The following is a 20,992-nucleotide window of genomic DNA, read 5'->3' as shown; positions in this document are numbered from 1 at the left end:
CCATGAGTCGTGCAACTTCCTCCAACCTGGCCCAGCGCCTGGCGCCGTGGGCGTTGCCGGTGCTGCTGTTGGCAGCCTGGCAGCTGGCGGTCAGCGCTGGCTGGCTGTCGACGCGCATCCTGCCGGCGCCCAGCGCAGTGGTCAGCGCCGGTGTCGAGCTGGTGCGTAGCGGCGAAATCTGGACCCACCTGGCCATCAGTGGCTGGCGTGCCGGGCTGGGCTTCGTCATTGGTGGCAGCATTGGCCTGGTGCTGGGCTTCATCACTGGCCTGTCGAACTGGGGCGAACGCCTGCTCGACAGCTCGGTGCAGATGATCCGCAACGTGCCGCACCTGGCGCTGATCCCGCTGGTAATCCTGTGGTTCGGTATCGACGAGTCGGCAAAGATTTTCCTGGTCGCGCTGGGTACGTTGTTCCCGATCTACCTGAACACCTACCACGGCATCCGCAACGTCGACCCGGCGCTGGTGGAAATGGCGCGCAGCTACGGCTTGTCCGGCTTCGGCCTGTTCCGCCAGGTGATCTTGCCGGGGGCGTTGCCTTCGATCCTGGTGGGCGTGCGCTTCGCCCTGGGCTTCATGTGGCTGACGTTGATCGTTGCCGAAACCATCTCGGCCAACGCCGGCATCGGTTACCTGGCCATGAACGCCCGAGAGTTCCTGCAAACCGACGTGGTGGTATTGGCCATCGTCTTGTACGCCGTGCTCGGCAAGCTCGCCGACCTCGCCGCCCGCGGCCTGGAACGTGTGTGGCTGCGCTGGCACCCGGCCTATCAAGTGGCCAAGAAGGAGGGCGCATGACCGTGCTCAAGGAACAGCCGCCACGCCTGCTGCGTGGCATCCCGCTGGCCTGCAACGGCCTGCGCAAGACCTTTGGCCAGCGCGAAGTGTTGAAGGGTATCGACCTGCACATTCCGGCGGGGCAGTTCGTGGCCATCGTCGGCCGCAGCGGCTGTGGCAAGAGCACCTTGCTGCGCCTGCTGGCGGGGCTCGACCAGCCCACCGCCGGCCAGTTGCTGGCCGGCGCGGCGCCGCTGGAAGAGGCCCGTGAAGAAACCCGCCTGATGTTCCAGGACGCACGCCTGCTGCCATGGAAGAAGGTGATCGACAACGTTGGCCTTGGCCTGTCTGGCGACTGGCGCCCACGGGCGCTGGAGGCCCTGGAGGCGGTAGGCCTGGCTGACCGCGCCAATGAATGGCCGGCAGCCCTTTCCGGTGGCCAGAAGCAGCGCGTGGCGCTGGCCCGGGCGTTGATCCACCAGCCGCGCTTGCTGCTGCTGGACGAGCCGCTGGGTGCGCTGGATGCATTGACCCGTATCGAGATGCAGCAACTGATCGAACGCCTGTGGCGTCAGCACGGTTTCACCGTGCTGCTGGTCACCCACGACGTCAGCGAGGCGGTTGCCGTGGCTGACCGGGTGATCCTGATCGAAGACGGCGAGGTCGGGCTCGACCTCACTGTCGACCTGGCACGGCCCCGGGCGCGTGGTTCGCACCGTCTGGCCGCGCTGGAAAGCGAAGTGCTCAACCGTGTTCTGTCGGCCCCGGGCGCTGCGCCCGAGCCGGATCCTGTAGCCCCTCTGCCCACGCAGTTGCGTTGGGCGCACTGATTGACTCTCTTACCAGACTGAAGCCATAGAGAAGGAATGACACCATGACCATCAAAGCCATCAACGTCCGCAACCAGTTCAAAGGCACCGTGAAAGAAATCCTCGAAGGGCCGGTATTGTCGGAAATCGACGTGCAGACTGCCTCGGGTATCGTGACTTCGGTCATCACCACCCGCTCGGTAAAAGAGCTGGAACTGCAGGTGGGCAGCGAAGTGATTGCCTTTGTGAAGTCGACTGAAGTGTCCATCGCCAAGCTGTGATGCCAGGCGCTGTGTAGGAGCAGCCTTGTGCTGCGAAGAGGCCGGCCCATGCACCCTGATGATGGGGGCATTCACCGGCCTCTTCGCAGCACAAGGCTGCTCCTACAAAAAATTCGCCCGCATTCAGGAAGGGCGTTTGGCCAGAAACGGCGGCAGATACAACCCCAGATACGCTTCGAACACCCGTTTGCCTTCCTCGGCCATGCGAGGGGTGATCGCTTCGTGCAACTGCACCGACCGTGCATACACCCGGTCGCTTAGCTCCATGGCCAGGGCAAACACATCCACATCCAGCGGCATCACCGGCAGGTGGAAATGCTGGTTGAACAACTTGTGCATCAAGTCGCCCAATTCCATGTCGTGCTGCCGATCGGCCTGCACCACCTCGCTCAGGCCGTGCTGCGCCAGGATCAACTGCCGCGCCGCCGCGTCCTCGTTGTAGACATCGAGCATGCGCTCTTCGATAAGCCGCGACAGTTGGTGCCAGGTGCTGAACGCGCTGCTGTCGATGGGTGCGCTCAAGGCTTCGCGAAATGCCCGGTGCACATCGGCCGTCAACGCTTCCAGCAAGGCCGGCACGCTGGCGAAGAAGTGATACACCGACGACGGCGGAATCTGCGCCCGCTCGGCCACGCTGTAGATAGAGAGCGCCGCCACCCCTTGTTCGGCCAGCAGCTCACGCGCCGCCGCCAGGATCGCCTCGATCCTGGCCTGGCTGCTGGCGCGCGGCTTGCGCTGGGAGGCGGCACGGGTCATCAGTTGCTGATTGCCAGGATGCTGGCCTGGTAGGCACCGACGAACAGGTCGAAGTCACCGACTTCTTCTTGCTCCAGCTCGGACTGCCTGGCGAGCGACTCGCGGGCCAGCGTTTCGAATGCCTGCTGCTTTGCGTTGTCGAGTGGTTGCTCGCGGAAGGTCTCGGCGTGGATCCGGCTCTGGCGCAGCGAGAACTGCACGAAGCTTTCGTCGTGTTCGGTCATGCGTGCCAGCACCTGGGCCGACGGGGTCAGCGAGGTGTCGTCGACCTTGGCCTGCTGGGCATCCAGGGCTTTGCCGTGCGCATCCAAGCCTTGCGCCTGGTCGAGCAGGTCGGCCAGTGGCCGGATACGCTCGATCAGCTCGCTGGCCCAATCCTTCAGGAGGATCGGCTGGCCATTGCGATGCAGTTCCAGGCCCGGGCGACGGCCTTCCTTGACCACGGTCAGGAAGTTGTTGGTGCACTGGCCGCACTCGCCGTTGTCCAGCTGCGGGCTGTCCTCCAGGGCGCAGAACAGCAGGAAGGCGTCGAGGAAGCGCGCTTCGGTGAGGTCGATGCCCACTGGCAGGAACGGGTTGATGTCCAGGCAACGCACTTCCACATACTGCACGCCGCGCGAGGTGAGGGCCTGGATCGGCCGCTCGCCGGTGTAGGTGACGCGCTTGGGGCGAATGTTCGAGTAGTACTCGTTTTCGATCTGCAGGATGTTGGTGTTCAGCTGCACCCATTCGCCGTCCACGTGCGTGCCGACTTCAACGTAGGGCGGGTAGGGTGTGCCCACCGCTTTGCGCAAGCTGTCGGTGTAACTGGCCAGGTTGTTGTAGCACGGCGTAAGGCCCGCCTGGGCATTGCTCTGGTAGCCCAGGTCGCTCATGCGCAGGCTGGTGGCGTAGGGCAGGAACAGGGTTTCGGCGTCCAGCTCTTCGAGCTGGTGCGGGCGGCCACGCAGGAAGCCTTTGTCCAGGGCCGGCGAGGCGCCGAACAGGTACATCAGCAACCAGCTGTAGCGGCGGAAATTGCGGATCAGCGCGATGTAGGCCGACGACTGGTAGTCGCGGTCGTCTTCAGTGCTGCCTTCGGCGTCGCGCAGCAGTGGCCACAGCGCCTCGGGCAGCGAGAAGTTGTAATGGATACCGGCAATGCACTGCATGGTGCGGCCGTAGCGCAGGGCCAGGCCCTTGCGGTAGACGTGCTTGAGCTTGCCGATGTTCGAGCTGCCGTACTCGGCGATCGGAATGTCCTCCTCGGCCGGCAGCGTGCACGGCATCGATGGGCTCCACAGGTATTCGTCGGCCAGCTTGCTGTAGACGAAGCGGTGGGTCTCTTCGAGGCTTTCGAGCACCTTGGCCGGGTCGGGCAGGGCTGGGGTGATGAACTCCAGCAGCGACTCGGAATAATCGGTGGTGATCTGCTCGTTGGTCAGCGCCGATCCCAGGGCTTCTGGATGCGGGGTCTGGGCCAGGCGACCTTCGTCGGTCACGCGCAGGCATTCGCGCTCAATGCCGTGCAGGCACTGCTTGAGCAGGGGGAGATTGGCGCCGAGCAGGCTCAGGCGGCGGTTGAGGAGGTCGCTCAAGATGTATTCCTTCACGCGTCAGTCGCCCCAATATGGGGGTAGAGATAACGGTCTACAAGGGTAGGAAGAAAGGAACTGGCGTTGTCGCCTGGTTAACGCGGATCCAGCAGTGCCAGCGCACTGCTGAAAATACCGCAGATACTGCTTGGTGAGCTAGAGAACCGCGAAGGTTCCTTGCGCTTTTGCCACCAGCTTGTCGCCCTGGACTACGTCGGCGTCGACCACCAGGGTGCGCCGCCCGGCATGCAGCACGCGGGCGATGCACAGCACTTCACCGTCGCTGACGGCGCGCATGTAGTTGATCTTGCACTCGATGGTGACGCTTTGTTGGTCGAAGCCATGGCTGGCCGAGCAGGCCAGGCCCATGGCGATATCGACCAGGCTGAAGATCGCCCCGCCGTGCAGCTTCTGGCCACGGTTGCGCAGGTGCGGTTCAAGGGCCAGGGCCACCTCGGCAACACCTGTGTCCAGGTGTTGCAGGCGGCAGCCCAACAGCTGGCTGAAGGCGCTTTCGACGTATTCGCGCGGAACGTCCATCACTTCTTCTTCAACTGCTTGGCGTTGGCGAACAGGGAGGCCATGGCGTTGTTGGCCGGCGCGGCAGTGGCGGTTTCGCGCTGGCGCGGGGCCTGCTGCTGGCGGTTACCAGCATTGCCACGGTTACCGCCGCGGTTGCCTTCCACCTTCTCGCCAGGGGTGTCGCTCATGCGCATGGACAGACCGACGCGCTTGCGCGGGATGTCCACTTCCATGACCTTGACCTTGACCACATCGCCGGCCTTGACCGCTTCACGCGGGTCTTTGATGAACTTCTCCGACAGCGCCGAGATGTGTACCAAACCGTCCTGGTGCACGCCGATGTCGACGAAGGCGCCGAAGTTGGTGACGTTGGTCACCACGCCTTCGAGGATCATGCCCGGCTCCAGGTCCTTGAGGTCTTCGACACCATCCTGGAAGGTGGCGGTCTTGAACTCCGGGCGTGGGTCGCGGCCAGGCTTGTCCAGCTCCTGGAGGATGTCGGTGACCGTCGGCAGGCCGAAGGTTTCGTCGGTGAACTGCTTCGGGTCGAGGCGCTTGAGGAAGCTGCTGTCGCCGATCAGCGAGCGGATGTCGCGGTCGGTGCCGGCGGCTATGCGTTGCACCAGCGGGTAGGCTTCGGGGTGCACCGCGGAGGCGTCCAGCGGGTTGTCGCCGTTCATCACACGCAGGAAGCCGGCGGCCTGCTCGAAGGTTTTCTCACCCAGGCGGCTGACCTTTTTCAGTGCCGCACGGGTGGCGAACGGGCCGTTGGCATCGCGGTGGGCGACGATGTTCTGCGCCAGGGTGGCGTTGAGGCCGGAGATGCGCGTGAGCAGCGCAACCGAGGCGGTATTCACGTCCACGCCCACGGCGTTCACGCAGTCCTCGACCACGGCGTCCAGGCCACGCGCCAGTTTCAGCTGGGACACATCGTGCTGGTACTGGCCGACACCGATGGATTTCGGGTCGATCTTCACCAACTCCGCCAGCGGGTCCTGCAGGCGGCGGGCGATCGACACGGCGCCACGGATCGACACGTCCAGGTCCGGGAACTCGCGGGCCGCCAGTTCCGATGCCGAATACACCGAAGCGCCGGCCTCGGAGACCATGATCTTGGTGATTTTCAGTGCGGGGTATTTCTTGACCAGCTCGGCCACCAGCTTGTCGCTTTCGCGGCTGGCGGTGCCGTTGCCGATGGCGATCAGCTCCACCGAGTGCTTGGCGCACAGTGCGGCCATGATGGAAATGGTGCGGTCCCAGTCGTTCTTCGGCGCGTGCGGGTAGACCGTGGTGTGGTCCAGCAACTTGCCGGTGGCATCGACCACGGCGATCTTGCAGCCGGTGCGCAGGCCCGGGTCGAAGCCCAGGGTGGCGCGTGGGCCGGCCGGGGCGGCCAGCAGCAGGTCGTGCAGGTTGTGGGCGAACACATTGATCGCCTCGCCTTCGGCGTTGTCGCGCAGTTCGCCGAACAGGTCGGTTTCCAGGTGGGTGTACAGCTTGACCTTCCAGGTCCAGCGCACCACCTCGCCCAGCCACTTGTCGGCGGGGCGGCTGCGGTTTTCGATGCCGACGTGGTTGCCGATCATCAGTTCGCACGGGTGCAGGGTGCCGGGCAGCTCCTCGCCAACCTTAAGAGAGGCGCTCAACACGCCTTCGTTGCGCCCGCGGAAGATGGCCAGGGCACGATGCGACGGCGCAGTGCGCAGCAGTTCGTCGTGGGCGAAGTAGTCGCGGAACTTGGCGCCTTCTTCTTCCTTGCCGGCCACCAGGCGGGCGCTGAGCACGGCCTCCTGCTTGAGGAAGCTGCGCAGCTTGTCGAGCAGGGCGGCGTCTTCGGCGAAACGCTCCATCAGGATGTACTTGGCGCCTTCCAGTGCCGCCTTGACGTCGGCCACGCCCTTTTCCGCGTCGACGAAGCGTGCGGCTTCGCTTTCCGGGGCCAGGGTCGGGTCGTTGAACAGGCCGTCGGCCAGCTCGCCGAGGCCGGCTTCCAGGGCGATCTGGCCCTTGGTGCGGCGCTTCTGCTTGTACGGCAGGTACAGGTCTTCGAGGCGGGTCTTGGTGTCGGCCAGCTTGATCTCGCGGGCCAGTTCCGGGGTCAGCTTGCCCTGTTCCTCGATGCTGGACAGGATGCTGGCACGGCGCTCGTCGAGCTCGCGCAGGTAGCGCAGGCGTTCTTCCAGATGGCGCAACTGGGTGTCGTCCAGGCTACCGGTCACTTCCTTGCGGTAACGGGCGATGAAAGGCACGGTCGAGCCTTCGTCCAACAGGCCCACGGCCGCCTCGACCTGCTGGGGGCGTACGCCCAGTTCCTCGGCGATACGGCTGTTGATGCTGTCCATGTAAACCACCTGACATTTGTGAATACGGGGGTCGCCTGTGGGCTTTTCGCCCGGCGGCGCTGGATGAAAGCCGCGCATTATACCCATCGCAAACGGCTTGCGGTGATGGCGCCCGGCCAGCCGGAACTGGCGCCGGGGGAAAAATCTGCTAACAATGCTCACGCAACGTGCAGCAATGGCTACGCCATAATGCGCGGCGAAATCAGAGGAGTTATTCATGACCGGCACGCCAAACACCGCTGAAGGTGACAAGATTCTCATCGTCGACGACGATCCGGGGCTGAGCAGCCTGCTGGAACGTTTCTTCACCAGCAAGGGCTACCGGGCCCGCGCGGTGCCCAACACCGAACAGATGGACCGTCTGCTGCAGCGCGAGGTGTTCAACCTGGTGGTGCTCGACCTGATGCTGCCGGGTGAGGATGGCCTGTCCGCGTGCAAGCGCCTGCGCCAGCAGAACAACCAGATCCCGATCATCATGCTGACCGCCAAGGGCGATGAGCTCAGCCGCATCAAGGGCCTGGAGCTGGGCGCCGACGACTACCTGGGCAAACCGTTCAATCCCGACGAGCTGATGGCCCGGGTCAAGGCCGTGCTGCGCCGTCAGGCGCCAAGCGTACCGGGTGCGCCGGGCAGCGAAGACGAGTCGGTCACCTTCGGTGACTACGAGTTGTCGCTGGCGACCCGCGAACTCAAGCGTGGCGACGAAGTGCACATGCTCACCACCGGTGAGTTCGCCGTGCTCAAGGCCCTGGTGATGCACGCCCGCGAGCCGTTGACCCGCGACAAACTGATGAACTTGGCCCGTGGCCGTGAATGGGATGCGTTGGAGCGTTCCATCGACGTACAGATCTCGCGCCTGCGCCGCATGATCGAGCCGGACCCGTCCAAGCCGCGTTACATCCAGACCGTCTGGGGCGTGGGCTACGTGTTCGTACCGGACGGAAACGCCGGCAAATGATGCCTCGCCGTCCATGAAAGCACCGGTCTGGTTTCCGCAAAGCTTCTTCGCCCGCACCCTGTGGCTGGTGTTGATCGTCGTTCTGTTCTCCAAGGCCCTGACCCTGGTCTACCTGCTGATGAACGAGGACGTGCTGGTCGACCGTCAGTACAGCCATGGTGTGGCGCTGACCTTGCGCGCCTATTGGGCTGCCGACGAAGAAAACCGCGACAAGATCGCCGAGGCTGCAGGCCTTATCCGCGTGACCGGTGCGGGTGTGCCCGAAGGTGAACAGCACTGGCCCTACAGCGAAATCTACCAACGGCAAATGCAAGCGGAGTTGGGCGAAGACACCGAGGTACGGCTGCGCATCCACGCGCCGCCAGCGTTGTGGGTCAATGCGCCAAGCCTTGGGCCTGGTTGGCTGAAAGTGCCGCTCTACCCGCACCCGTTGCGTGGGCAGAAGATCTGGAACGTGCTGGGTTGGTTCCTGGCCATCGGCCTGCTGTCGACCGCCTCGGCGTGGATTTTCGTGCGCCAGCTGAACCAGCCGCTCAAGCGCCTGGTGTTCGCTGCCCGCCAGCTTGGCCAGGGGCGCAGTGTGCGCCTGCCGATCAGCGATACACCCAGCGAGATGACCGAGGTGTACAAGGCCTTCAACCAGATGGCCGAGGATGTCGAGCAGGCCGGGCGCGAGCGCGAGCTGATGCTGGCCGGGGTATCCCACGACCTGCGCACACCACTGACGCGCCTGCGCCTGTCGCTGTCGTTGCTGAACAGCGACAACGAACTGAGTGACGACATGGTTCGCGATATCGAGGACATGGACGCGATTCTCGATCAGTTCCTGGCCTTTATCCGCGATGGCCGTGACGAGCCGGTGGAGGAGGTCGACCTGGCTGACCTGGTGCGCGAGGTGGTAGCACCGTACAACCAGCCGGTAGAGCGCGTGCGCTTGTGCCTGGAGCCGATTCCACCGTTCCCGCTGCGCCGGGTTTCGCTCAAGCGCATGCTGGGCAACCTAATCGGCAACGCCTTGCACCATGCCGGCAAGGGGGTCGAGGTGGCTGCCTACGTGTCGGGTGACGAGAGCGCGCCGTACGTGGTGCTCAGCGTGCTGGACCGCGGGACCGGGATCGACGAGTCGGAGCTGGAAACTATCTTCAACCCGTTCATTCGTGGTGATCGGGCGCGGGGTGGCAAGGGCACCGGGCTGGGGTTGGCGATCGTCAAGCGGATCGCGGCGCAGCATGGCGGGAATGTGGAGCTGCGTAACCGGTCTGGTGGCGGGATCGAGGCGCGGGTTCGGTTGCCGTTAGGGTTGTTGCTGCCGCGTAATGCTGTGTGATTGCCGGGGCCGCTTTGCGGCCCATTCGCAGCACAAGGCTGCTCCTACAAGGGATCGCGTACTCCTGTAGGAGCAGCCTTGTGCTGCGAATGGGCTGCAAAGCAGCCCCAAGATCTCAGCCTTTACCCTTGGTCCGGGTCTGATTCGGCCCGCCATTCTTCTCCAGGTGTTCGATGATCATCCCGGCCACGTTCTTGCCGGTGGTCACTTCAATCCCTTCCAGCCCCGGCGAAGAGTTCACTTCCATCACCAGCGGCCCATGGTTGGAGCGCAGGATATCCACGCCCGCCACGCTCAGCCCCATCACCTTGGCTGCGCGAATCGCGGTAATCCGCTCTTCAGGGGTGATCTTGATCAGGCTGGCAACGCCCCCTCGGTGCAGGTTGGAACGGAACTCGCCCGGCTTGGCCTGACGCTTCATCGAGGCAATCACCTTGTCGCCCACCACGAAGCAGCGAATGTCGGCGCCACCGGCCTCCTTGATGTACTCCTGAACCATGATGTTCTGCTTGAGGCCCATGAACGCCTCGATCACCGATTCGGCCGCCTGAGTGGTTTCGCACAGCACAACGCCGATACCTTGGGTGCCTTCCAGCACCTTGATCACCAGCGGTGCACCGTTGACCATCTGGATCAGGTCGGGGATGTCGTCCGGCGAGTGGGCGAAGCCGGTGATCGGCAGGCCGATGCCGCGCCGTGACAGCAACTGCAACGAGCGCAACTTGTCGCGTGAGCGGGCAATGGCCACCGATTCGTTGAGCGGGTAGACGCCCATCATTTCGAATTGGCGCAGCACTGCGCAGCCGTAGAAGGTTACCGAGGCGCCGATGCGCGGGATGACCGCATCGAAGCCTTCCAGCGGCTTGCCGCGATAGTGGATCTGCGGCTTGTGGCTGGCAATGTTCATGTAGGCCCGCAGGGTATCGATCACTACCATTTCGTGGCCACGCTGGGTACCGGCTTCGACCAGGCGGCGGGTGGAATACAGACGCGGATTGCGCGACAGCACAGCGATCTTCATGCAGCACCTGTGACAGGGGAAAGGGTGGCCGGGAAGGCCGGTTTGTCTTGTACGTATTTCAGGCCGGGGTTGACTACCAACTGGCCGTGGATCAGGGCCTTGGAGCCGAGCAACAGGCGATAACGCATGTTTTTGCGGCAAGCCAGGGTGAATTCCACCTCCCACACACCATCGCCCAGCGCCAGTGACGTGCGGATGACATAGCGGGTCTGGGCCTGGCCGTTGGAGCTTTTGATGGTCTTCATGGTCACCAGTGGTGCCTCGCAGCGGCGGTGGCGCAGTTGCACCACCGAGCCCAGGCGCGCAGTGAAGCGGACCCAGGGCTGGCCGTCGCGCTCGAACGGTTCCACCTCGGTGGCGTGCAGGCTGGAGGTGCTGGCACCGGTGTCGATCTTGGCACGCAGCCCGGCCACGCCGAGGTCAGGCAGGGCAACCCACTCGCGCAGGCCGATCACAGTCAAATGGTCAAATGTCTTCACGAAGCACACCCTGCGAATGAGGTGGTGAACTGTAAGCACGGCGGGGACTTTTTGCATCCGTATGTGAAGGTAGTACAGTTCGATGAAAGACAGAATTCGAGGTAACGGGATGGCACAAAAAGCCGAAGACGACGACAAGGTTCGTCTGGACAAATGGCTGTGGGCGGCGCGCTTCTACAAGACGCGGGCGCTGGCCAAGGCTGCGATCGAGAGTGGCAAGGTGCATTGCCGGGGCGAGCGTTGCAAGCCGGGCAAGGAGCCGCGGGTAGGTGACGAATTCGTGCTGCGCACCGGGTTCGATGAACGCACCGTGGTGGTGAAGGCGTTGTCGGTGGTGCGGCGTGGGGCGCCGGAGGCGCAGACGTTGTACGAGGAAACCGAAGAGAGTGTGCGCCGCCGTGAGCAGGCGGCCGATATGCGCAAGGCGGGGGCCATGGGGGTGACTACCGATGGCCGGCCGACCAAGAAGCAGCGGCGGCAGATTCACCAGCTGCATGGGAGCTTTGAATAGCCGGGGCCGCAGAGCGGCCCCAGGGGTTAGCGGACTACCGCCAACTTGCCGACCAACGGTAGCTTGGCCGCGATCGTGAACAATGGCGCCGTCCAACGCATCAACGCCTCGCTACCCTTGGCCGCCAACGGCGTGTAATAGCTCCAGCCCAACGCCAGCACCGCCATCAGCAACCCGCCGATGTAGTCATCCTGCCCCCAGTGGGCACCGGCCACCAGGCGCGGCAGCATGAACAGCAACGCCAGCCCCCAGACCACCAGGTACTGCAACAGGCGGCGGCAGAACACGCTCATGAACAGCGCCCAGATCAGCAGCACCGAGGCGTGGTCGCCCGGGAAGCTTTTGCTGGAACGGTCCTTGAGCTCCCAGGCCGCCTCCAGGTTCGGGTAGTAGTCACTGAGGTGCACGACGTCGTCGAAAATCATCGACGGGCTCTTGTGTTGCCAGCCGGCTGCATCCACCCACTTGGAAAACAGCGCGCGAATCACCACTAAGAGGAGTAGCGTGACCAGAAAGCCGAAAAATGCCTGGCGAACCTGCGCTGCCTTGAACACCCAGTCACCACGGATGAGTACTGCCAGCAGGATCAGGCCGACGACGATGTCGAACGGGCGCAGGCTGCCGACGGTCCAGATGTAGCGCCAAGTGGTGTTGTCGGCCAGCGGCGCATTCAGGCTATGGAACAGCCACTCGTCGAAAGTCAGGCACAGGATCTGGCCAATGGGCCATAACCAGAAACACAGTAGAGCGATGGGAAGCAGCGTACAGGCTGCCAATGGCCCCAAGGACCACCTTGCTTGGAACAGTGGTCGATTGTCCATAAAATACCTCTATTGCAAACAGGAATCGGAGCGCCTTGTGAGCGCTCTGTCACGGGTTCTCGCAGGTTTCCGATAACCCTTGTAACCATTTTGTCATCATTTTTAGATAGCCAAAACCTATGAGCGATTTGCCTGATACCGATTTCACCCAACGTTTCATCTTCGACGAGCGCGATGTGCGCGGCGAGTGGGTGTCTCTCGATGACAGCTACGCCGCAGTCTTGGCGCGTCATGAGTACCCGCAGCCGGTCCAGGCGCTGCTCGGCGAATTGATGGCCGCCACCGCCTTGCTGGTGGGTGCTCTGAAGTTCGATGGCTTGCTGATTTTGCAGGCGCGTTCGGCAGGGCCCATTCCGCTGCTGATGGTGGAGTGTTCGGGTGACCGCGAAATCCGCGGCATGGCCCGCTACGAAGCGGAGCAGATCCCGGCGGATGCCAGCCTGTCGCAGTTGATGCCCGACGGCCACCTGACCCTGACCATCGACCCGGTCAAGGGCCAGCGTTACCAGGGTACTGTCGACCTCGATGGCGCCAACCTGTCGGAATGCTTCACCAACTACTTCGTCCAGTCGCAGCAGCTCAATACGCGCTTCTGGCTCAACGCCGAAGGGGGTAAGGCACGTGGCCTGCTGCTGCAGCAACTGCCGCGTGACCGCCAACCGGATGATGAAGAGCGTGAGGACAGCTGGCAGCACGTGGTGGCCCTGGCCAAGACCCTCAAGCCCGAAGAGTGGGCCGAAGGCAACGAAACCCTGCTGCATCGCCTGTACCACGAAGATGCCGTGCGCCTGTTCGATATCCAGCCGCTGCGCTTCAATTGCAGCTGTTCGCGCGAACGCTCCGGCAATGCGCTGGTCAGCCTGGGCGAGCACGATGCCAAGGCGCTGGTGGAAGAATGTGGCGGGACGGTGGAGATCGATTGCCAGTTCTGCAACGAGCGCTATTTCTTCGATGCCAGCGATGTGGCGCAACTGTTTGCCGGTGGCGGTACTGACGTAGCCTCAGAAACTCGCCACTGAAACGGTTAATCACAGGACAATCTCCTGTCGAATTGCGCAAAAGCGCAGTTCTGACAGGAGGGGCCTACTTTTTTTGGGCGTTTCTGGCATAATCCGGCCACTTTTTTCGCTGTAGTAGTTTTTTCAAGACAACTACAAAACGTTTGGAGCACTCGGCCTCGGGCCGGATGGGGTATCTCATGACGCAAGCCAACAACACCGTGTACACCGACCTGAGCGTCGATGAGCTGGTAAAAGAAGCGCTGCAACGCGGTGAAGGCGTACTAGCCGATACTGGCGCACTGGTCGTGGAGACTGGTCACCGTACTGGCCGTTCGCCGGCTGACCGTTTCATCGTCGAAGAACCTTCCACCCAGGACGCCATTTCCTGGGGCCCGATCAACCGCAAGTTCCCGGCCGACAAGTTCGATGCCCTATGGGCTCGCGTCGAGGCGTTCAATAACGCTCAGGATCACTTCGTTTCCTACGTTCACGTAGGGGCCGCCGCCGAGCACTACCTGCCGGTGAAGATGACCACCCAGACTGCCTGGCAGAACCTGTTCGGCCGTTGCCTGTTCATCAACCCGGAGCAGTTCAACCCGGCTGGCCGCGACCAGTGGCAGATCCTCAACGTCGCCAACTTCGTTTGCGAGCCTGAGCGTGACGGCACCAACTCCGACGGTTGCGTGATCATCAACTTCGCCCAGAAGAAAGTACTGATCGCTGGCATGCGCTACGCCGGTGAAATGAAGAAAGCCATGTTCTCGGTGCAGAACTTCCTGCTGCCGGCTGCCGACGTACTGCCAATGCACTGCGCGGCCAACATCGGCGAAGAAGGCGATGTGACCCTGTTCTTCGGCCTGTCCGGCACCGGCAAGACCACCCTGTCGGCCGACGAAAGCCGTTACCTGATCGGTGACGACGAGCACGGTTGGGGCGAAGGCGTTGTCTTCAACATGGAAGGCGGCTGCTACGCCAAGTGCATCGACCTGTCCGAGAAGAACGAACCGGTCATCTGGAAAGCCATCAAGCACGGCGCAGTATTGGAAAACGTCGTTCTCGACGCCAACAAGCACGCCGACTACACCGATGTCAGCCTGACCCAGAACAGCCGTGCGGCCTACCCGCTGGAGCATGTTGCCAAGCGTTCCGAAGCGAACCTGGGCGGCGAGCCTAACGCCGTCATCTTCCTGACCTGCGACCTGACCGGTGTTCTGCCTCCGGTTTCGATCCTGAACAACGAGCAGGCGGCCTACCACTTCCTGTCCGGCTACACCGCGCTGGTCGGTTCCACCGAAATGGGTTCGGGCGGCGGCATCAAGTCGACCTTCTCCACCTGCTTCGGCGCACCGTTCTTCCCGCGCCCAGCCGGCGAGTATGCCGAGCTGCTGATCAAGCGTATCAACGGCTTCAACTCCAAGGTCTACCTGGTCAACACCGGCTGGACCGGTGGTGGCTACGGCGTGGGCAAGCGCTTCAGCATCCCGACCACCCGCGCGGTGATCGCTGCGATCCAGAGCGGCGCGCTGGTCGGTGCCGAAACCGAGCACCTGGACATCATCAACTTGGACGTGCCGAAGGCCGTTCCGGGCGTTGAAACCGAGCTGCTCAACCCGCGCACCAACTGGGCTGACAAAGCTGCCTACGACGAGGCCGCCAAAGGCCTGGCCAAGCTGTTCATCGAAAACTTCAAGAAGTTCGAAGTTTCCGACGCCATCAAGGCCGCTGGCCCACAGCTGTAAGCTGAGCCCAGCCGTAACGAGAAAGCCGCCCCCAGGGGCGGCTTTTTTGTATCTGATGTTCAAGGCCATTGCTGTCGGGCATGGAGGATGCGAATGATCTCGACACGGTCGTCTACGACGCGATAGATCATCAAATAGTTAGGCTTGACTACGATTTCCCTGGTTCCGGGGTATCTACCCACTTTGTAGAGGGCCGGATTCTGTGCTGCGCGCCTGGCTTTGTCCCTGAAGGTTTCGTCTAGTTCGATCGCCGCTGCAGGGTTGTCCTGAGCGATATGGTCCATGATGCTCACGCGGTCTTTAAGCGCCATCTGGCGCCAGATCAGACGCATCAACGTACCTTGGCTGCGAGCCTGTCACGACGAGCAGCAAACAGTCGCTCGGCCTCCTCATCGCCCACCACAGGCGCCGTGTCATCAAGGCTCGCTGTTACTTGCTCGTGGAACCAAGCTTCGTAGGCAACTGCTTCATGGGCACGCTTCAGCGCCTGGGCGCGGTCAGGCCGTTGATAGGTACTCATCTGGTCAGGGTCGAAAGTGGATGCGTCGACATTGAAATGGTCGATTCCAAGACCCAGCAGGTAAGCGACCAGCGTCTCGAGCTTTTTGAAAAGCCTGACGTTGCCGCTGCGCTGCGCGGTGAGCACGTGTTCCTGATGGTTGATGTCTACCTGGACTGCCCAGCCCCCTGGCTGACCTACGATGTGCGTGGCGTTGATGCGCCCGGATTGCGCCATGCGGCTCAGGTTGGCATGGTCGAGATTATGAGTAGGCATGGGGGTATTTCTCGGATTCATCGGGACTCGCCATGCTATGCAATCTATAGTTGATTGCGACTATATGCCTTCCGAACTTGTTGTGGGAAGCTTCCTTATCGATTGCGATCTACTGTGGATAACTCATGACCGAATCCCCTCAGCGCACTGCCTTCTCCCACTTCCACCCCATCCTCACCCGCCCTTCGGACAACGACGTCAACGGCCATATCGCCGGGGCTACCGTGCATGGCTTTTTCGAAACCGCTATCCAGGCATTTCTCGTCGAACAGGCCGAACTGGACCTGCGTGACGGCGAACTGGCGGCCTTCGTGGTCAGTTCGGCGGCAGACTTCTATGCACTACCGGGCTTCCCGGACGTGTTGGAGGTGGGGCTGGGAGTGACGCGTCTGGCCGGCAGTACGGTGGAGTACCGCCTGGCGCTGTACCGCCCAGGCGAAGCGCAGGCGTGCGCGGCAGGCACGGTGGTGCAGGTATTCATCGAGCGTGCCAGTGGCCGGCCTGTGGCACTGTCAGAGGGGCTGCAGGTGATCCTGTCTGGCCTCGTACTGGCGCAGCAGGCATAAAAAAGCCCCGCCAGCAGGGGCGGGGCTTTTGTTGCCGGGGCAGGGCCCTCAGGCATTAGTCGCGCCAGTGGCGCTTGTGCTTGCGGTGGCCGTAATGGTGGCCACGGTCATAGTGGCGACGGTCGTCGTAGCCGCGACGGTAGCGACGATCATCATGGCGCTCGTCTTCGTCGGCCTTGTTGCCCATGTAGTTACCCAGTGCGCCACCGGCACCGCCGCCGGCTGCCGCGCCAATGTAGCTACCGGTGGTGCCGCCCACCGAGCGACCGACCACGTTACCGCCTGCAGCGCCCAGCGCGCCGCCGATAGCGGCCTCACCGCGCTGGCGCTTGTCGGCGCCCAGCGCACCACCGGCCGCGCCGCCCAGGCCGGCACCAATGGCGCCGCCGGTGCTACCGCCGATGGAGTTGCCCACTACCGAGCCCAGTACCCCACCCAATGCGCCGCCAATGCCGGCCTCGGTGGTGCCGCCTGCCATGGCCACGCCGCTGAGCAAGCTGAAAGACAACAACAGAATCGAGGAGTACTTCTTCATCAAGAGAGCCTCATAGGGAAGACGAGGCGAATTTGAGGCTAAGCGGCGTGGCTGGCAAACGAAATCCGACGAGTAACACGAGTTGTACACAATTCTCTAAGTTACTGTATTTGCTGTGAAACTTTATCGATTTTCGGCTGTCTGAGACCTTTATGACAAAGCCCTGAACCGCCACGGAACAGGGCTTTTTTCGTTTTTACAGGATGCGCCCGTCGTCCCGCGCGCGCTCCAGTTTGATGGCGATGAACTTCGAAGTCGGTGTGTGGCTGCCCTCGCCAATGCTCTCCAGCGGCACCAGCGGGTTCACCTCGGGGTAATACGCCGCTGCCTGGCCGGCCGGGATGTCGAAGGCCAGCAGGGTTAAGCCAGCTTGTTCAGCTCGCGGACGATCAGGGCGAAGGCGGCGTCCCAGCTGATCGGCAGATAACGGTCGCTTGGCGCGTCGTAGACCATCGGCTCGGTCAGGCGCCCCTGGTACTCCAGCCAGTTACGACTCCGCCGCTGGGCTGTAGACCCGCGGTGCGCTGTGCTTGGGCAAATGGATAAGGTTGAGGTTGTGCTTGCGTGCCCATTGCAGGGCAAGGCCGGTGGGAGCCGACAGGCTGACCAGGGTCTGGATGCCGGCACGCAGCACTTTCTGGATCAGTTCCAGGCTGCAGCGGCTGGTGACGATGGCCAGGCCGCCTTGGCTGTCGATGCCTTGGCGCAGCAAGGCGCCTATCAACTTGTCCAGGGCGTTGTGCCGGCCGATGTCTTCGCGGCCGAGCAGCAGTTCGCCGTGGCGGTCCATGAACAGTGCCGCATGCACGGCGCCGCAGTGCTGCCCCAGAGGTTGAAAGGCATCGATGCGCTCGCGCAGGCCGACCAGCCACTGGGCCGGGGGCAGGGGGGCGCCAGGAAGCACCGCCAAGTCTGGCAGGGCCTGCTCCAGGGCTTCGACGCCACACAGGCCACAACCGCTGGTGCCAGCCAGTTGGCGGCGCTGATTCTTGAGGTTCCAGAACGCCCGGCTGGAAATTTCCAGGTCGGCATACATCGCCGAGCCGCTGCCGGAGAGTTTGAGGTCGTAGATTTCCGCTGTGCCTTCGACAATGCCGCTGCCGACGCTGAAACCGACGGCGAAATCTTCCAGGTCGGTAGGGCTGACCAGCATCACCGCCTGGTTGAGGCCGTTATAGACGATGGCCAGGGCCACTTCCTCGGCCAGAGGAGTGCTGTCGCGTTTGGCATCGCTGAGCTGGACGTAATCGTAGGTGTTGCTGGCGGCGGGCATGGACAAAGGCGATGAGGCCGCGCAGACCGGAGGCTTGCTGTTCATCGGGGCGCTGAATACCGGCGGCTTTCTGATAGCACAAGCCTAGGCTTGCGGGCCGGCGGCGTCTAATCGCTAGGGTCTATGCCGTGATAGACCGCGTCGATAGGTCGCATGGGGGCGGGAGTGGAAAAGCTGGCCTAGACTCCTGTGTCCGAGGATTCGTCAACAAGGAGAGCGCAATGAGCCTGTTCAGTTTTGTGAAGGAAGCCGGCGAGAAGTTGATCGACCTGCTGACCCCTGGCAACGCCAATGCCGAAGAGCAGTTGAAGAAACACGTGGAAAGTGTCGGCCTGGGCAACCCGAACATCACCGCCACTGTAGAGGGAGACAAGATCGTCCTCAAGGGTGAAGTGGCCAGCCAGGAAGAAAAGGAGAAGATCATCCTGGCGGCGGGCAACATCAGTGGCGTGGCCAGTGTCGATGACCAGATTACCGTGACCGGGCCGGTGGTGGCGGCGGCCAGGTTTGTTACGGTGAAGAAGGGCGACACGCTGTCGGCCATCTCTGTTGTGGTTTATGGCAACGCCAATCAGTACAACAAGATCTTCGAGGCCAACAAGCCGATGCTCAAGCACCCGGACAAGATCTACCCAGGCCAGGTGCTGCGTATTCCTGAGTAATCTCTGCAGCCTGTACCGGCCCTTTCGCGGGCAAGCCCGCTCCGGTAGGAGCAGCCTTGTGCTGCGAAGGGGCCAACATGGCAATAGATGCGCTTTGACAGTACTGGCCTCTTCGCAGCACAAGGCTGCTCCTACAGCGCTGGGCTGCCCTCACAGGCCTACCAATAACGCCCGATAATCCTCGACCGCCGCAAACTCCTCGGTATCGCGTGGCTGCGCCTGGCTATCTGGCTGCCGCACCGCCAGCAGATGCCCCACACCAAAACGCCGCGCACTGCGCAGTATCGCCAGCGTGTCATCGATGAACAGGCTGCGCCCCGGCTCAAAGCCGATATCCGCCTGCAAGGCATCCCAGAACTGTGGGCTCTCCTTGGGGTAGCCATAGTCGTGGGAGCTGATCAGCCGCTCGAAGTACGGCGCCAGCTCTACACGCTCCAGCTTCAGCGACAGTGAATCACGGTGGGCATTGGTGATCATCACCACGCGCTTGCCCGCCTGGCGGATCGCCGCCAGGAAGGTATCGGCATCCGGGCGCAGGGCGATCAGGTCGGCGATTTCCCGCTTCAGCTCACGAATCGGCAGGCGCAATTCACGGCTCCAGAAATCCAGGCAGTACCAGTTCAGCGTTCCGGCATTGCGTTCGAACAGCGGTTGCAGCTCCATTTCCGCCATGGCCCGGCTTACCCCGTGCAGCTCGGCATAGCGCTGGGGCAGGTGGTCCAGCCAGAAGCGGTTGTCGTAATGCAGGTCGAGCAGGGTACCGTCCATATCCAGCAGGACGGTATCGATGGCAGACCAGGGAAGAACAGGCATGGGAAACTCTCGATCAGTCGGCAAGCCACGGTATAGTAACCCGTTCACGCCAAGGAGCCGCCCCATGCGCCAGAAACCCACCGTACTCAGCCGCGAAATCGTCGCCAGTAGCCGCCTGTTTCGCGTCGAAGCCGTGCAATTGCGTTTCAGCAATGGCAACGAGCGCACCTACGAGCGGTTGGTGGGCCGGGGTAACGGCTACGGCGCGGTGATGATCGTGGCCATGCTCGATGCCGAGCACGCCGTGCTGGTGGAGGAATACTGCGGCGGCACCGATGAGTACGAACTGTCCTTGCCCAAGGGCCTGATCGAGCCGGGCGAGGACGTGCTGGCGGCCGCCGACCGGGAGCTCAAGGAAGAAGCCGGCTTTGGCGCACGCCAGCTGGAGCACCTGACCGAGCTGTCGCTGTCGCCGGGCTACATGAGCCAGAAGATCCAGGTGGTGCTGGCCAGCGACCTGTATGAAGAACGCCTGGAAGGCGATGAGCCGGAGCCAATGCGTGTCGACAAGGTCAACCTGCGTGAGCTGTCGGCCTTGGCCATGCACCCGCAGTTCACCGAGGGGCGCGCCCTGGCGGCACTGTACCTGGCCCGTGACCTGCTGATTCAGCGGGGGTTGCTGGAGCTATGAACGACCTGCAACTGATGCAAGAAGTGGTCAAGCTGGCGCTGACAGCAGGCGAGGCGATCCTGCCGTACTGGCGCGCCGATGTAGCGGTGACCAACAAGGCTGACGATTCGCCGGTAACCGCCGCCGATCTGGCCGCGCACCGGGTGATTGCCGATGGCCTGCTGGCGCTGGCGCCGCAGATTCCGGTGCTGTCCGAAGAGGACTGCAACATTCCGCTGGCCGAGCGCCAGGGCTGGAGCCGCTGGTGGCTGGTCGACCCGCTGGATGGCACCAAGGAGTTCATTGCCGGCAGCGAGGAATTTACAGTCAACATTGCCCTGGTCGAAAACGGCGAGGTGGTGTTCGGCGTGGTGTCGATGCCGACCAACGGGCGCTGCTACTTCGGTGGCCGCCATTTGGGGGCCTGGCGTGCAGAGGCAGGTGAGGCGGCCAAGCCGATTCAGGTGCGTAACGCGCCGCCTGCGGGTGAGTGTTTCACCGTGGTCGCCAGCCGTCGGCACTCCAGCCCGGAACAGGAAGCGCTGCTGGCAGGTTTAGGGGCTGCTGTGGGAGAGCTGGAACTGGCCAATATCGGCAGTTCGCTCAAGTTCTGCCTGTTGGCAGAGGGCAGCGCCGATTGCTATCCGCGCCTGGCGCCGACTTCGCAGTGGGACACCGCGGCGGCGCAGGGCGTGGTGGAAGGGGCCGGGGGCGAGGTGATCGGGCTGGATGGCTTGCCGTTCCGGTATCCACCGCGCGAGTCGTTGCTTAACCCGTATTTCCTGGCGTTGCCGGCAAAGGCTGCCTGGCGCCAGGCGTTCCTGAACCTGATCTGACG

At 62.9% G+C, this 20,992-nt stretch carries 24 protein-coding genes and 1 pseudogene; 12 read left to right on the top strand and 13 right to left on the bottom strand.

What is annotated here, in order from left to right; all coding sequences use genetic code 11:
- The first annotated feature begins 2 nt into the window (after positions 1-2).
- The 3 genes from ssuC to ACNFBR_RS19410 are packed head-to-tail and all read left to right on the top strand — an operon-like array spanning position 3 to position 1,869.
- A complete protein-coding gene (gene ssuC, locus ACNFBR_RS19420; protein ID WP_012270045.1) occupies positions 3-800 on the top strand; it encodes an aliphatic sulfonate ABC transporter permease SsuC in 798 nt (265 codons plus the stop codon).
- Positions 797-1,609, top strand: coding sequence for an aliphatic sulfonates ABC transporter ATP-binding protein (gene ssuB, locus ACNFBR_RS19415; protein ID WP_416736353.1), 813 nt, complete (start codon positions 797-799; stop codon positions 1,607-1,609). The genes ssuC and ssuB overlap by 4 nt, the downstream gene beginning before the upstream one ends.
- Positions 1,610-1,653: 44 nt before the next feature.
- Entirely contained in the window at positions 1,654-1,869 is a 216-nt protein-coding gene (locus ACNFBR_RS19410) for a TOBE domain-containing protein (protein ID WP_008095172.1), read from the top strand.
- Between the two features lie 123 nt (positions 1,870-1,992).
- On the opposite strand, the gene ACNFBR_RS19405 is transcribed toward ACNFBR_RS19410, so the two are convergent.
- From ACNFBR_RS19405 to ACNFBR_RS19390, 4 genes are all read right to left on the bottom strand, one after another.
- Positions 1,993-2,625: a TetR/AcrR family transcriptional regulator gene (locus ACNFBR_RS19405; RefSeq protein WP_416736352.1), complete on the bottom strand. Its 633-nt coding sequence runs from the start codon at positions 2,623-2,625 to the stop codon at positions 1,993-1,995.
- Entirely contained in the window at positions 2,625-4,202 is a 1,578-nt protein-coding gene (gene gshA, locus ACNFBR_RS19400; RefSeq protein ID WP_416736351.1) for a glutamate--cysteine ligase, read from the bottom strand. Before gshA ends, ACNFBR_RS19405 begins: the two co-directional genes overlap by 1 nt.
- Before the next feature lie 153 nt (positions 4,203-4,355).
- Positions 4,356-4,739, bottom strand: coding sequence for a PaaI family thioesterase (locus ACNFBR_RS19395; protein ID WP_416736350.1), 384 nt, complete (start codon positions 4,737-4,739; stop codon positions 4,356-4,358).
- Entirely contained in the window at positions 4,739-7,063 is a 2,325-nt protein-coding gene (locus tag ACNFBR_RS19390; RefSeq protein WP_416736349.1) for a Tex family protein, read from the bottom strand. The genes ACNFBR_RS19395 and ACNFBR_RS19390 overlap by 1 nt, the downstream gene beginning before the upstream one ends.
- A gap of 217 nt (positions 7,064-7,280) precedes the next feature.
- On the opposite strand from ACNFBR_RS19390, the gene ompR reads away from it, so the two are divergent.
- Together ompR and ACNFBR_RS19380 are read left to right on the top strand one after the other, a co-directional pair.
- Positions 7,281-8,021: a two-component system response regulator OmpR gene (gene ompR, locus ACNFBR_RS19385; protein ID WP_012270052.1), complete on the top strand. Its 741-nt coding sequence runs from the start codon at positions 7,281-7,283 to the stop codon at positions 8,019-8,021.
- A 13-nt stretch (positions 8,022-8,034) separates the two neighbouring features.
- Positions 8,035-9,348, top strand: a complete 1,314-nt coding sequence (locus tag ACNFBR_RS19380) for an ATP-binding protein (RefSeq protein ID WP_416736348.1) — start codon at positions 8,035-8,037, stop codon at positions 9,346-9,348.
- A gap of 115 nt (positions 9,349-9,463) precedes the next feature.
- Here ACNFBR_RS19380 and rimK read toward each other — a convergent pair whose 3' ends face one another.
- Both rimK and ACNFBR_RS19370 read right to left on the bottom strand, forming a co-directional pair.
- A complete protein-coding gene (gene rimK, locus ACNFBR_RS19375) occupies positions 9,464-10,369 on the bottom strand; it encodes a 30S ribosomal protein S6--L-glutamate ligase (RefSeq protein ID WP_012316721.1) in 906 nt (301 codons plus the stop codon).
- Positions 10,366-10,848 carry an ATP-dependent zinc protease gene (locus tag ACNFBR_RS19370; protein ID WP_416736347.1) on the bottom strand — a complete coding sequence of 161 codons (483 nt, stop codon included), beginning with the start codon at positions 10,846-10,848 and terminating at the stop codon, positions 10,366-10,368. The genes rimK and ACNFBR_RS19370 overlap by 4 nt, the downstream gene beginning before the upstream one ends.
- Positions 10,849-10,957: 109 nt before the next feature.
- Between ACNFBR_RS19370 and ACNFBR_RS19365 the strand changes: the two genes are divergently transcribed.
- Entirely contained in the window at positions 10,958-11,359 is a 402-nt protein-coding gene (locus ACNFBR_RS19365) for an RNA-binding S4 domain-containing protein (protein ID WP_416736417.1), read from the top strand.
- A gap of 26 nt (positions 11,360-11,385) precedes the next feature.
- Here ACNFBR_RS19365 and ACNFBR_RS19360 read toward each other — a convergent pair whose 3' ends face one another.
- Positions 11,386-12,180, bottom strand: a complete 795-nt coding sequence (locus ACNFBR_RS19360; RefSeq protein WP_416736346.1) for a phosphatase PAP2 family protein — start codon at positions 12,178-12,180, stop codon at positions 11,386-11,388.
- Between the two features lie 119 nt (positions 12,181-12,299).
- On the opposite strand from ACNFBR_RS19360, the gene hslO reads away from it, so the two are divergent.
- Positions 12,300-13,199 carry an Hsp33 family molecular chaperone HslO gene (gene hslO / locus ACNFBR_RS19355; RefSeq protein WP_416736345.1) on the top strand — a complete coding sequence of 300 codons (900 nt, stop codon included), beginning with the start codon at positions 12,300-12,302 and terminating at the stop codon, positions 13,197-13,199.
- A 179-nt stretch (positions 13,200-13,378) separates the two neighbouring features.
- A complete protein-coding gene (locus ACNFBR_RS19350; RefSeq protein ID WP_003255806.1) occupies positions 13,379-14,920 on the top strand; it encodes a phosphoenolpyruvate carboxykinase in 1,542 nt (513 codons plus the stop codon).
- 59 nt (positions 14,921-14,979) lie between these two features.
- Here ACNFBR_RS19350 and ACNFBR_RS19345 read toward each other — a convergent pair whose 3' ends face one another.
- Positions 14,980-15,252 carry a type II toxin-antitoxin system RelE/ParE family toxin gene (locus ACNFBR_RS19345; RefSeq protein WP_416736344.1) on the bottom strand — a complete coding sequence of 91 codons (273 nt, stop codon included), beginning with the start codon at positions 15,250-15,252 and terminating at the stop codon, positions 14,980-14,982.
- Positions 15,252-15,695 carry a hypothetical protein gene (locus ACNFBR_RS19340; protein ID WP_416736343.1) on the bottom strand — a complete coding sequence of 148 codons (444 nt, stop codon included), beginning with the start codon at positions 15,693-15,695 and terminating at the stop codon, positions 15,252-15,254. The genes ACNFBR_RS19345 and ACNFBR_RS19340 overlap by 1 nt, the downstream gene beginning before the upstream one ends.
- 125 nt (positions 15,696-15,820) lie before the next feature.
- On the opposite strand from ACNFBR_RS19340, the gene ACNFBR_RS19335 reads away from it, so the two are divergent.
- Positions 15,821-16,261 carry an acyl-CoA thioesterase gene (locus ACNFBR_RS19335; protein ID WP_416736342.1) on the top strand — a complete coding sequence of 147 codons (441 nt, stop codon included), beginning with the start codon at positions 15,821-15,823 and terminating at the stop codon, positions 16,259-16,261.
- A gap of 55 nt (positions 16,262-16,316) precedes the next feature.
- Here ACNFBR_RS19335 and ACNFBR_RS19330 read toward each other — a convergent pair whose 3' ends face one another.
- From ACNFBR_RS19330 to fdhD, 3 genes and pseudogenes are all read right to left on the bottom strand, one after another.
- Entirely contained in the window at positions 16,317-16,796 is a 480-nt protein-coding gene (locus ACNFBR_RS19330) for a glycine zipper domain-containing protein (protein WP_012270060.1), read from the bottom strand.
- 196 nt (positions 16,797-16,992) lie between these two features.
- A pseudogene (locus ACNFBR_RS19325) lies at positions 16,993-17,157 on the bottom strand (hypothetical protein); the annotation flags it as partial.
- 126 nt (positions 17,158-17,283) lie between these two features.
- Complete coding sequence (fdhD, locus tag ACNFBR_RS19320; RefSeq protein WP_306578822.1) at positions 17,284-18,114, bottom strand: formate dehydrogenase accessory sulfurtransferase FdhD; 831 nt, start codon at positions 18,112-18,114, stop codon at positions 17,284-17,286.
- 176 nt (positions 18,115-18,290) lie between these two features.
- Here fdhD and lysM point away from each other — a divergent pair, with 176 nt between their 5' ends.
- Positions 18,291-18,731, top strand: coding sequence for a peptidoglycan-binding protein LysM (gene lysM / locus ACNFBR_RS19315; RefSeq protein ID WP_416736341.1), 441 nt, complete (start codon positions 18,291-18,293; stop codon positions 18,729-18,731).
- A gap of 150 nt (positions 18,732-18,881) precedes the next feature.
- On the opposite strand, the gene yrfG is transcribed toward lysM, so the two are convergent.
- On the bottom strand, positions 18,882-19,544 hold the full coding sequence (gene yrfG, locus ACNFBR_RS19310) for a GMP/IMP nucleotidase (RefSeq protein ID WP_416736340.1): 663 nt from the start codon (positions 19,542-19,544) through the stop codon (positions 18,882-18,884).
- A 64-nt stretch (positions 19,545-19,608) separates the two neighbouring features.
- Between yrfG and nudE the strand changes: the two genes are divergently transcribed.
- Both nudE and cysQ read left to right on the top strand, forming a co-directional pair.
- Positions 19,609-20,175, top strand: a complete 567-nt coding sequence (gene nudE, locus ACNFBR_RS19305) for an ADP compounds hydrolase NudE (protein WP_060501240.1) — start codon at positions 19,609-19,611, stop codon at positions 20,173-20,175.
- A complete protein-coding gene (cysQ, locus tag ACNFBR_RS19300; RefSeq protein ID WP_416736339.1) occupies positions 20,172-20,990 on the top strand; it encodes a 3'(2'),5'-bisphosphate nucleotidase CysQ in 819 nt (272 codons plus the stop codon). Before nudE ends, cysQ begins: the two co-directional genes overlap by 4 nt.
- Positions 20,991-20,992: the final 2 nt, after the last annotated feature.

The organism is Pseudomonas sp. NY11955 (assembly GCF_048068035.1).
Classification (GTDB): Bacteria; Pseudomonadota; Gammaproteobacteria; order Pseudomonadales; family Pseudomonadaceae; genus Aquipseudomonas.
The sequence above is the reverse complement of the archived record's forward strand: the minus strand, read 5'-3'. Positions and strand labels throughout refer to the sequence as shown.